The sequence below is a fragment of the Capnocytophaga sp. HP1101 genome, assembly GCF_054772415.1.
Map to the genome: position 1 here is coordinate 1 of NZ_BPUU01000022.1, position 11,953 is coordinate 11,953.

An 11,953-nucleotide genomic window follows, 5' to 3' on the forward strand; every position below is an offset into this window, starting at 1 on the left:
ACGAGTTGCTCTTTTTTTGTTTGAGAGTTTCTCAGAGCCTCTCCGAGATTTTCAGACATCACCTCCCATCCCCTATCATTTTAAAGAAATAACTTTATGAAAGCGAATTACTATGACTTAGAACTTACTAAAATACTCCGAAAACATATTAAAGATGAAGAACTTCAAATTGTAGACTCTGATTTTTACGTTGAATATGTCAATGTAACTTTTCCTTTTGTAGGTAGTAGAATTGATTTTAAAGCCCTTAATGAGTATAAAATGCTTGACTTTAAAAATGATGAAACAGATAAGATTTTGTCTTTTATAGATGATATACAAACAACTGTGTTAGTCCTTGATGAAAAAGTAATTTATTTAGGTGATAACTTAACAAATTTAACATATATATTTCCTTTTAAAGATTTAAATAAGGTTATTATAGCTATTTTGAACAATATACCTGAGCACCACTATTTCTTTAATAAAACAATGGAATGGGTGATCTGTGTCTCTTTTGGAAAATGTATTGAATTTGGGAGAATTTAAATTTTAAAAATAATATGAGAGCACTCATTCAAAAAGTAACCCACGCATCCGTGGATATTGATAAAGAAACGGTAGCCTCTATAGCCAAAGGTTTACTCGTATTAGTAGGCGTTGAAGACGCCGATACTAAGGAAGATATAGAATGGCTATCGGCTAAAATAGTGAATTTACGCGTTTTTGAGGACAAAAATAGTGTAATGAACCTCTCGGTAAAGGACATAGATGGACAGGTGCTCATCGTGTCGCAATTTACCTTACACGCCGCTACCAAAAAAGGCAACCGTCCCAGCTATATTAAGGCAGCGTGCCCCGAAGTAGCGATTCCTATCTATGAGGCATTTGTAAAACAAGTAGAAACTCTTCTTAACAAACCTGTGCCTACAGGTCAATTTGGTGCTATGATGCAAGTCTCCCTCTGCAATGACGGCCCTGTAACCATCTTCATTGACACTAAAAATAAGGAATAAAAAAAGAAAACCCCAGCAGCAATAATAGTTGTGAGGCTTCCTTGAGTGTTTTCACAACGGAATAATCCTTATTGTGAATTGCTTTCAAATTGTGCGACAAAGGTATGCACTATTTTTTAATTATCAAAAAAAAACTAAAAATATTTTCTTTGTTTTAGCATTTTTACTATCTTTGCTCAATCAAAATGACAAACCAATGAAACGCATACTTGGATTAGATTTAGGCTCAAACTCTGTGGGTTGGAGTCTTGTACAGCAAGATTTTGAAAACAAACTAGGAAAGATTATTGCTGCTGGGAGTAGAATTATTCCTATGGATTCAAAAATGTTAAGCAATTTTGAGGAAGGAACCACTGTTTCTCAAACGGCTGACCGAACTACTCATCGGGGAATGCGCCGTTTGAGAGAACGACATTTACTCCGACGTGAGCGACTTCATAGAGTACTTCACCTATTAGGCTTTTTGCCTACTCACTATGATAACCAAATAGATTTCACCAAGAGATATGGTAAGTTTATTGGAGAGGCTGAGCCTAAAATAGCTTATCACCAAGGTAAATTTCTCTTTACAAATAGTTTCAACGAGATGGTGGCTGATTTCAGAAAACACCAACCTCAGTTGTTCTTCCAAAAATCTAATGGTGAAGAATCTAAAATTCCTTATGATTGGACGATTTACTACCTTCGCAAAAAAGCTCTTTCTCAAAAAATTACTAAAGAAGAATTAGCTTGGATTCTCCTTAACTTCAATCAGAAAAGAGGCTACTACCAGCTGCGAGGTGAGGAAGAAATTGAAAATCCTAATAAAGAGATTGCTTTTTATTCCCTAAATATAGTAGATGTAGTGCCTGAGGCTCCTAACAAAAAAGGAGAAATTTGGTATGCTATTCATTTAGAAAATGGTTGGATATACCGCCGAACAAGTAAAATCCCATTAGACGATTGGAAAGGTAAAACACGTGACTTTATTGTCACTACCGACCTCAACGACGATGGCTCCGTGAAGTTAGATAAGGACGGTAAAGAAAAACGTTCTTTTAGAGCTCCTGATGAAAATGATTGGAATTTGCTCAAAAAGAAAACTGAACACGATATCGATTTTTCTAACAAAACTGTTGGAACCTACATCTACGACCACCTCTTGCAAAATCCCAACCAAAAGATAAAAGGCAAATTAGTCCGCACTATTGAAAGAAAATATTACAAGGATGAACTCAAAGCTATTTTAGCCAAACAAATTGCACTCCAACCTGAATTATTTACTGAAGACTTGTTAGCCGACTGTGTAAGAGAGCTATATCGCAACAACGAAACTCAGCAACAAACCTTATTCTCAAAAGATTTCGTACATCTATTGGTAGAAGATATTCTTTTTTACCAACGTCCGTTGCGTAGCCAAAAATCGACTATTGCCAACTGTACCTTAGAAAGTCGTTCATATATAGATAAAGAAACTAAGGAACGCAAACAGGCTCCTCTGAAAGTATGTGCTAAATCGAATCCTTATTATCAAGAGTTTAGGGTGCTTCAATGGTTACAAAATCTTAGCATTTACGAAATAGAAACCGACCGTGATGTAACTGCTCAGTTCATCGAAAATCCAAAAGACTATGAGGCTCTTTTTAACTTTTTGATGGAACAAAAAGAAATTGATAACGAGGGACTTTTACATTACTTTCTGTCTCAAAAATACCCTCAAACTAAAGAAAAAGCACTGAAAAGTGAACTTAAAAAATGGCTTGCTACCTATCGCTGGAATTATGTATATGACGTGGCGGATAACTCCTCCAAAAAGTACCCAATGAATGAAACTCGCTATGAACTTCAGCGGTGTTTAGAAAAAGTAACAAATCTTCCTGCTGATTTTCTTACTTTTGAGGTAACTTATCGCTTGTGGCATTTGCTCTATTCAGTAAAAGATAAAAATGAATACGAAAAGGCATTAAAGAAATTTGCTCAAGAATATCACTTGGACGAAGCATCTTTTGTAGAGAATTTTAAAAAAATAAAACCTTATCCTAATGAATATGGTAGTTTTTCTGAAAAAGCAATTAAAAAACTACTCCCTTTGATGCGATTTGGTAGCCATTGGAACTTTAACAACATCGACTCTCTTACACAAAAACGTATAGACGATCTCATCAATGGCGTAGCTAATGATGAAATACGTACCATTATTAGAGAGAAAGCAGAGAAATATCAGCTTAATACCGAAGCAAACTTTCAAGGGTTACCTCTTTGGTTAGCTCAGTATGTAGTCTATAATCGCCACGCCGAAGCTACTGATGTAGAAAAATGGACTTCAGTAAGCGATTTAGAAGCGTATTTAAAAGAATTTAAACAGCATTCTCTTCGCAATCCCATTGTTGAGCAAGTAGTTACTGAAACTTTACGCGTGGTAAGGGATATTTGGCAACAATACGGTGGCGGACAAGAAAATTTCTTTGACGAAATACACATAGAACTCGGTAGAGAACTCAAGAAAACAGCTCAACAAAGAGAAAAAGAGTCTAAACAAAATCAAGAGAACGAGAATACTAACTTGCGTATCAAAAAGTTGCTTGCTGAATTAAAAGAAGATGCAAGCATACAGAACGTGCGTCCACATTCCCTTATGCAACAGGATTTACTCAAAATCTATGAGGAAGGTGCCTTCAGCACTACTGATGAAATAGAGGAGGATATTCAAAAAATCCGCAAAAAAGCTGAGCCTTCAAAAACAGAATTACAACGCTATAAACTGTGGTTAGAACAAAAATATAGATCACCTTACACGGGTGAAGTAATCTCTCTTACAAGACTGTTTACCGATGATTACGAGATTGAACACATCATCCCTAAAAGTCGCTATTACGATGATAGTTTTTCTAATAAAGTGATATGCGAATCGGCAGTGAATAGACTTAAAGATAATCAGTTAGGGTTAGAGTTTATACAAAATCATCACGGTCAAAAAGTGCGTGTAGCGGGCAATAAAGAGGTAACTATTTTCACCGAAGAACAGTATAATGACTTTGTGAAAAAACGCTATGCTGGCAATTCACAAAAACAGAAAAAACTGCTCTTAGACGAAATCCCAGAGAAAATGATTGCACGCCAAATGAATGATACGCGCTATATTAGCAAGTATATTGCTGAAATTCTCTCTAAAATAGTGCGCTCTGATGAAAAAGATGAGGGCGTAAACTCTAAAAATGTAATACCTTGTACAGGTAAAATTACCACTGCTCTCAAACAAGATTGGGGACTTAATGATGTGTGGAATGAGCTTATTTTCCCTCGTTTTGAGCGAATGAATGAACTCACTCAAACACAATTGTTTACTTCATATAACGACAGGTACCAAAAGTATCTGCCCACAGTTCCAATGGAGTATAGCAAAGGTTTTCAAAAGAAACGCATAGACCATCGTCATCACGCTATGGATGCAATAGTGATTGCTTGTGCTTCCCGAGAGCATATCAACTATATGAACAACCAACACTCTTTGGATAAGAGTAAAGATAAAAAAGAAAAACAAGAGTATCGCGAAAAGTTACGTAGAAAGCTCTGTGATAAAAAGTATAACGACGGATCTGAGGAAAATTATGAATGGATTTTCAAGAAACCTTGGGCTACTTTCACTCAAGAAGCAAGAGAAGCTCTCGAACATATAGTGGTAAGCTTCAAACAAAACTTACGAGTGATTAATAAGGCTACCAATTATTATGAAAAATGGGTAGACAAGAATGGTAAGCTTGTGAAAGGCAAAGTCAAACAAGAGGGTACTAACTGGGCTATACGCAAACCTTTGCATAAAGAAACTGTTTCAGGTAAAATTGCTTTGAACAAAAAACTCGCTAAAGGGAAAGTACTTACTGCTACACGAAAAACAGTAGATGGCACTTTTACCGAAAAAGTCATTAATAGCATTACCGACACAGGGATTCAGAAAATACTACTTAACTATCTCAAACACAAAGGAAGTCCAGAAGTAGCATTTTCACCTGAAGGATTGGAAGAGCTCAACAAAAATATTGCCCAATACAATGATGGGAAAAAACATCAACCTATTTATAAAGTGCGTATTTTTGAAGAAGGAAGCAAATTTCCTCTTGGAGAAGTAGGTACTAAAGCTACCAAATATGTAGAAGCCGCCAAAGGAACTAATCTCTTTTTTGGAGTTTATCAAGGTAAAGAAAAACGCACTTATGCAACTATTCCTCTTAATGAAGTGATCGAACGCCAAAAACAAGGTCTTTCATCTGTACCTGAGCATAATGAGAAAGGCGAAAAACTACTTTTTCACTTATCACCTAATGATTTAGTATACGTGCCTATGGAAGGCGAAGCTGTAGAGCTAATAGATTTTAGCAATCTTAGTAAAGAACAAAAAGAAAGAGTCTATAAGGTAGTGAGTTTTACGAGAAATGAATGCCATTTTGTAAAATCTACTATAGCCTCTCTTATAAAAAGCTATGATGACAAATCTAAAATAGGTGAATTAGGTAGTATGAATAAATTAGAGGTTACTATTGATGGAAGAATAAGAATAAAAGAATTCTGTATTAAGCTAAAAGTAGACCGTTTAGGGAATGTCACAAGAGCATAACTCTTTTTAAAAAACATTTAAGCACTGTTTAAATATGTTGTACCGCTCTATTTACATTGGCAATCCAGCTTATTTGAAGCTAAAGGACAAGCAGCTTAAAATTGCCGATCCCGAGACTAAAGCTGAGAAAGGAAGTGTGCCTATTGAGGATTTAGGGCTACTAATGCTCGACCATTACCAAATCACACTTTCACATCAGTTGCTACAAGAACTGATGAAGAACAATGTAGTGCTTATTAGTTGTGATGAGAAACATCTACCTTTGGCAGCAATGCTTCCCTTTGCAGGTAATACCCAATATTCTGAACGCGTAAAAACACAATTAGAAGTGAGCGAACCTCTTAAAAAGCAACTTTGGAAGCAGACGATAGAATGCAAAATCCAAAATCAAGCTAAGGTGTTAGAGCGTTTGAGCAAGTATGCCGAACCAATGTATGAGTATCTAAAAGAAGTAAAATCAGGGGATACTACCAATATGGAAGGCATCGCAGCGCAACATTATTGGAAGTACCTTATTGATTGCGATTTTCTCAGAGATAGGTTTGGCGAATATCCCAATCAGTTCTTCAATTTTGGGTATGGAGTTTTGCTCAGTATTGTAGCTCGAGCCTTAGTTGATACAGGTTTGTTATTAGCGTTAGGCATTTTTCACCGCAATAAGTACAACCCTTATTGCTTGGCAAGTGATATAATGGAACCTTACCGACCCATTGTAGATTTATTGGTAATGGAATGGCTTACAGCACATCTTGAAGTAGAAGAGCTGAACAAGGAGAGCAAGGCGCATATTTTGCAAATGGCAACCCGCGATGTGCTAATAGAGAAGAATGTTCGTCCGCTGATAGTAGCTGTAAAGAGCACGGCTTCCTCATTGTACAAGTGTTATAGTGGAGAAAAACGACAAATATCTTATCCTGAGTTATGACAGTAGCCGATCGATACAACGCTTATAGAATTATGTGGGTATTAGTATTATATGATTTGCCAATGGAAACCAAAAAAATGCGTAAAGAAGCACAGGTTTTTCGTGATAAGCTGATAAAGGACGGTTTTACGCTTTTCCAGTTTTCGATGTACATAAGGCATTGCCCCAGTAGGGAAAATGCACAAGTACACATCAATCGCGTAAAGCAGAATCTGCCACAATATGGTACTATAGCAGTAATGTGTTTAACTGACAAACAGTTTGGGGACACAGAGTTCTTTTATTGCCAAAAAGAGGCGAAAGCTCCAGAAACTTATGTGCAGTTAGAACTTTTTTAAGAAGACAGGAAAGTAAAAACCTCCTCTTTATCCTTAGTTTATAAGGAAAAAGAGGAGGTTTTTTAATGCTATTTTTCAGGAAAATCGATTGATAATAAACTACTTAAAAGATTGAGGTTGTTATCAATCGCAAAACTACAAAATTTGAAAGCAATTCACAACGGAGGGTTTGCCATACATTAGCTTGTTTTTGTTGTTATCAATCGCAAAACTACAAAATTTGAAAGCAATTCACAACAAAAGTCTATCATCACAGTCCCTTCCATTCGTTGTTATCAATCGCAAAACTACAAAATTTGAAAGCAATTCACAACGTTCTAACTCCTCCACCTATCGTCGTTATAGTTGTTATCAATCGCAAAACTACAAAATTTGAAAGCAATTCACAACAGGGCTCAAGGGAGAAATTGACCCTTTGCAGTTGTTATCAATCGCAAAACTACAAAATTTGAAAGCAATTCACAACAGTATCTTGAAGATGAAGAACCTGACGGTGGTTGTTATCAATCGCAAAACTACAAAATTTGAAAGCAATTCACAACGGAGCGGCAACATCTTACAGAAATGTTTTAGTTGTTATCAATCGCAAAACTACAAAATTTGAAAGCAATTCACAACGCTCGTAAGGCTCGCTGTAGAGCGTGCGCAGTTGTTATCAATCGCAAAACTACAAAATTTGAAAGCAATTCACAACATGCTTTGAAGCATAACTCAAAAAATCAAAGTTGTTATTAATCGCAAAACTACAAAATTTGAAAGCAATTCACAACTGATACCTAAGTAAGTGTTAATCATCGCTTGTTGTTATCAGTCGCAAAACTACAAAATTTGAAAGCAATTCACAACAAAACAAGTGTTAAATCGATAAAATTAAAAGTTGTTATCAATCGCAAAACTACAAAATTTAAAAGCAATTCACAACGATGCGTGGGCAACTATCTATGTCCGCAAGGTTGTTATCAAGTCGCAAAACTACAAAATTTGAAAGCAATTCACTACAATATCGGGCGAATTGCCATTCGCCCCTACATTGTTGTTATCAGCGAAGCTATAAGATTTGAAAGGAGAGTCAATACTTAGAAAAGTAGATGACGTGAGGCGAAGAACTCAGAGAGAAGTTTGGACGGTTGAGACGATTGAGACGGTTCAGACGGTTGAGACGGTTGAGACGGGGAGAACAGTTTAGACAACTTAGGCGGGTTGGTTAATCAGAGTTTTTGGAGGGCTGGGAGTTTTTGGAGAATCTCGGAGAGGTTCGAAGAGGCTCGGAGGGTTTGGACAAGTAGGACGAGTAGGGTAGGTTAGGGGAGAGGAACTTTCGAAAGGAAACGAAGGGATTCGGAAAGAAGTTTTTAGGTAAAAGATAAAAGGTAAAAGGTAAAATGGGTATGCGGAGCTTATACAAAGCTTATAGGAAGCTTATACGAATCTTGGACGATTGTTATACAAAGGGTGTATAAGTAGTTGATTAATACCGTAATACAACAATGCCAATAATACTAAAAACAGGGTTTCGAGACGAAAGAAAGAGAAGGGGCAATAGACATTAGGCCATAGGCATTAGGGGGAGATGCGACGAGGGACGAGGAACGAATGGCGGAGGAGGAGAGACGGAAAAGCGACGGGAAAAGGTGGGATAACATCCCCCCTCTCACATACTCCGCTCTCGCGGACTTCCCTCAAGGGGGGAGATGCAATGGAGAAAGTGATAGAAATAAAGACAGTAGAGATTGATAATATCCCTCTATTCACTTACATCACAATTGCTGACTACCTCTAAAGGGGGGAATTAGTGACGGGAAAAGAGGGAGTAAGAATGTTTGAACCTCCCCCTAACCCCCTCCAAAGGGGGAATTAGTGACGGGAAAAGAGGGATAAACATCCCCCTAATACACATACTCAGCTGTGCCAGCTCGCTGACTACCTCGTGGAGGGGGAACTTCCTCTTTATTCAGTTACCCAGCTATTGCGGGCAACTTTCAAAGGTAGAGGAGTAGCGACGGGAAGGCAGTGCGAGCCACACTGGTAGCCGTAGCACGACAGGCGGGTAGGCAAAAAATGAACGAACAAAACTTCCCCCTATTCTCACATACTCTGCTCTCGCTGGCTATCTCTAAAGGGGGAATTGTAGTGGCACAAAAGATGAACGATGAACGAATGAATGGTGAAGGCAAAGTGAAGATAAAGTGAACATAGGGGGGTGTATAAAGGGGGTGATGTGGAGGCGGTTATTCTGCGGAGATAGCTTAGTTTTATTGAAAAATAGGTTTTTTATCTTAGGTATCTTGTGCATATTCCTATTTTTACTACTTTTGCAGTCGTAATTTAATTGTTTTTTCGAGATGAATAAGATGAAATGTTTGTTTTTAGTAGGCGTACTTTCGGTAATGAGTGTTTGTGCGCAAGATTTCAAAGTAAAGAAGGGTGAACTTCTATCAAATGGGACTCCTGTTGCTAAATTTGAGAAAAAGGACGGGAAATACCAGATGAGTGACCTTTCGAATAATTTGCTGTACAAGGTGGTGCTTACTGCTGAAACGGCGCAGGGGAATTTGGCGCCTCACCGATGGATAGAGTTTTCTAATGCTAATGGGGTGATTCGGGAAGTGGCAATTCCGGATAAATTGAAGTTTACTTTTTCTGGTGAAAAATATTTGCTTGACTGTGTGTTTAAATCGGGGACTGGAATGCTGACTGAAAAGGGTATTGACCCTGCGGTGGTAACGGCTTTTTTTGAGCAAACCGATCGCCCTTTCTCAGAGAAATGGGACGCTGTGTTTGAACAAGAGCGAAATACTATCCAAACGGAAGATAATTTGGCTACGGCTGATAAGATTTCGGTACAAGGAGATGCGATTCTTAAAAACGGCAAGAAAATAGGTGTTATTGTGCGCAAAGTGCAAAACGGAGATGGGGGTATTGTTATTACTGATTTTACAGTAGCAGATGTTAAAGGTCACGTAGTGGCTACGGCGCATCATCATTCGTATAATAATGAAGATTATTTTGTTATAAAAACCTACGACCAAAAAGAGTTCCCGGTATTTGTTCCGCTTACCAAAATAGCGGTGGCTGACAAAAGAATTGTGAATAGACTTTATGCGAATGGCTATCCGTTTGGCGATATGGCCGAGGCTTTTAATCAATACTTAGAAAATAAAAAGAACGCTATCGACCAGCAAAATAAAGAAATGGTGGAGGAAGCCAAAAAGCAAACGGTAAATATTTACGATGTTCCGGGTTATGTGATAGATGCTAAAGGGGATAAGAAAGAGGGGCTTATTACGCTTGAGTTCCAGTCGGTAGATGCGATACTTGGCAAAGAGAAGAATGTATCAGACCTCACTTCGTATGGGACGACGGTAAAACTCAAAAAAGAAGGTGAGAAAGACGCTTATTTTAAAGCTAAGGACGGAGTGAAATTCTGCATAGGCGAGCGTTGTTTTATAGGTTCGAAGAGTGCAGAAGACGGCTTTTTTGGTCACGGAGGCTCACAGTTAAACGCACTTTCGGGGGCTGCTCAGTTCTTTGAAATTCTGTATGATAACAGCGGTAATTACGTGTTGGCGCACAGTAAATATCCTGAGGATTACTATTTAAAGATTAAGGGAGCTGACAAAGCGGTATATTTGGGAGATAAGGCGACTTTTGGTTCGAAGAGTGTGGATAAAATACAGAAGATATTAGCTAAATATATCAATTGTACTTCGTTAGATGTTACTAAATACGACACTAAGACGAAAGAAGGAATGATACGGTTGGTAGATGATTACACCAAGAGTTGCAAGTAGAATGCTTTTGGTGGGAGAGAAGAATGTTTTGCAATATTTTTCGGTAGAAGTATTGCTGATAAGTAAAAAATTAGTATCTTTGCCGTTACAAATGATATTTTAGAATAACCAATAAATAAGATACCGATATGGAAATTCAAGGACGAATTATAAAGATTAATCCTACGCAAACGGTAGGGCAAAACGGCTTTCAGCGTCGTGATGTGGTGATTTCTACTGAAGAGCAATACCCTCAGTATATCCCTTTTGATTTTGTACAAGAGAAATGTGCGTTGTTAGACAACTTTCAGGTAGGGCAATTGGTGCGCATTAGTTTCAATATACGTGGTCGTGAGTGGGTAAATCCACAAGGAGAGACGAAGTATATTGTAAACTTACAAGGATGGCGTATTGAAAATGCCGAAGTGGCGCAAGGGGCGTATCCTCCACCACAAGGGCAATATCCACCACAGGGGCAAGCGGCTTATCCACCGCAAGGATATGCACAGCCACAGTATCAGCAAGCGCCTCCGCAATACCAGCAAGCGCCTCCACAATACCAACAGGCACCTCCTCAGTATCCACCGCAAGTCCCTCAGCAGGCTTTTGGAGCGCCAGATCCTGCACAAGGAGCATCAGCCCCTACTGAGGAAGACGATTTGCCATTCTAAAGGATGATATTTATAACAAACCATAAAACACCTTTTCCTTCCCCCGATACGGCTTCGGAGGAAGGAATTGTTGCTTTAGGAGGAAGCCTTACTGCTGAACGACTTATTGAGGCGTATTCAGAGGGTATTTTCCCGTGGTATAACGAAGGCGAGCCTGTTATTTGGTGGTGTCCTGACCCACGCTTTGTGCTTTTCCGAGAGAAACTACATATCGGGAAGCATATGCGTAAAATGTTACGCGAAGCGCCTTATCGCGTTACTTATAACTGTTGTTTTACTGAGGTGATGCGACAGTGTGCTACCATCACTCGCAAAGGGCAAGACGGCACGTGGATTCACCCGGAGCTGATAGAAGCTTATACAGACTTGCATAAAAGAGGGATAGGGCAGTCGGTAGAGGTGTGGGAAGGTGAGGAGCTGATAGGAGGTTTATATGGGCTAAAAATGGGTAAAATGTTTTGTGGAGAGAGTATGTTTAGCAAGCGACCTAATACCTCACAATACGGATTTATCACCTTCTTGCAAGCGCACCCTGATATTGCTTTGGTGGATTGCCAAATCTACAGTGAGTATTTAGAGCGGTTGGGAGCAGAAGAAATACCTCGCAAAGAGTTTTTAGCGCTTTTAGATAGATATATGAAGAATGAAATAATGAATTAAATT

General features: G+C 38.4%; 9 protein-coding genes and 1 CRISPR repeat array. All 9 genes read left to right on the forward strand.

Annotated elements, in window-relative coordinates:
- Positions 1-96: 96 nt before the first annotated feature.
- The 9 genes from RCZ04_RS11125 (at position 97) to aat (ending at position 11,950) form a co-directional block, all read left to right on the forward strand.
- On the forward strand, positions 97-528 hold the full coding sequence (locus RCZ04_RS11125; RefSeq protein WP_460486111.1) for a hypothetical protein: 432 nt from the start codon (positions 97-99) through the stop codon (positions 526-528).
- 14 nt (positions 529-542) lie between these two features.
- Positions 543-995, forward strand: a complete 453-nt coding sequence (gene dtd / locus RCZ04_RS11130) for a D-aminoacyl-tRNA deacylase (RefSeq protein WP_460486112.1) — start codon at positions 543-545, stop codon at positions 993-995.
- Positions 996-1,191: 196 nt separating this feature from the next.
- On the forward strand, positions 1,192-5,586 hold the full coding sequence (cas9, locus tag RCZ04_RS11135) for a type II CRISPR RNA-guided endonuclease Cas9 (RefSeq protein ID WP_460486113.1): 4,395 nt from the start codon (positions 1,192-1,194) through the stop codon (positions 5,584-5,586).
- Between the two features lie 34 nt (positions 5,587-5,620).
- On the forward strand, positions 5,621-6,511 hold the full coding sequence (cas1, locus tag RCZ04_RS11140) for a CRISPR-associated endonuclease Cas1 (RefSeq protein ID WP_460486114.1): 891 nt from the start codon (positions 5,621-5,623) through the stop codon (positions 6,509-6,511).
- Entirely contained in the window at positions 6,508-6,849 is a 342-nt protein-coding gene (cas2, locus tag RCZ04_RS11145) for a CRISPR-associated endonuclease Cas2 (RefSeq protein WP_460486115.1), read from the forward strand. The genes cas1 and cas2 overlap by 4 nt, the downstream gene beginning before the upstream one ends.
- Before the next feature lie 116 nt (positions 6,850-6,965).
- Positions 6,966-7,848: direct repeats of the CRISPR family, unit length 46 nt; unit sequence GTTGTTATCAATCGCAAAACTACAAAATTTGAAAGCAATTCACAAC.
- Positions 7,849-8,907: 1,059 nt separating this feature from the next.
- Positions 8,908-9,039, forward strand: a complete 132-nt coding sequence (locus RCZ04_RS11150; RefSeq protein ID WP_460486116.1) for a hypothetical protein — start codon at positions 8,908-8,910, stop codon at positions 9,037-9,039.
- Positions 9,040-9,191: 152 nt separating this feature from the next.
- Entirely contained in the window at positions 9,192-10,640 is a 1,449-nt protein-coding gene (locus RCZ04_RS11155; RefSeq protein ID WP_460486117.1) for a hypothetical protein, read from the forward strand.
- 128 nt (positions 10,641-10,768) lie between these two features.
- Positions 10,769-11,290: a DUF3127 domain-containing protein gene (locus RCZ04_RS11160; protein ID WP_460486118.1), complete on the forward strand. Its 522-nt coding sequence runs from the start codon at positions 10,769-10,771 to the stop codon at positions 11,288-11,290.
- Between the two features lie 3 nt (positions 11,291-11,293).
- A complete protein-coding gene (gene aat, locus RCZ04_RS11165) occupies positions 11,294-11,950 on the forward strand; it encodes a leucyl/phenylalanyl-tRNA--protein transferase (protein ID WP_460486119.1) in 657 nt (218 codons plus the stop codon).
- Positions 11,951-11,953 lie beyond the last annotated feature (3 nt).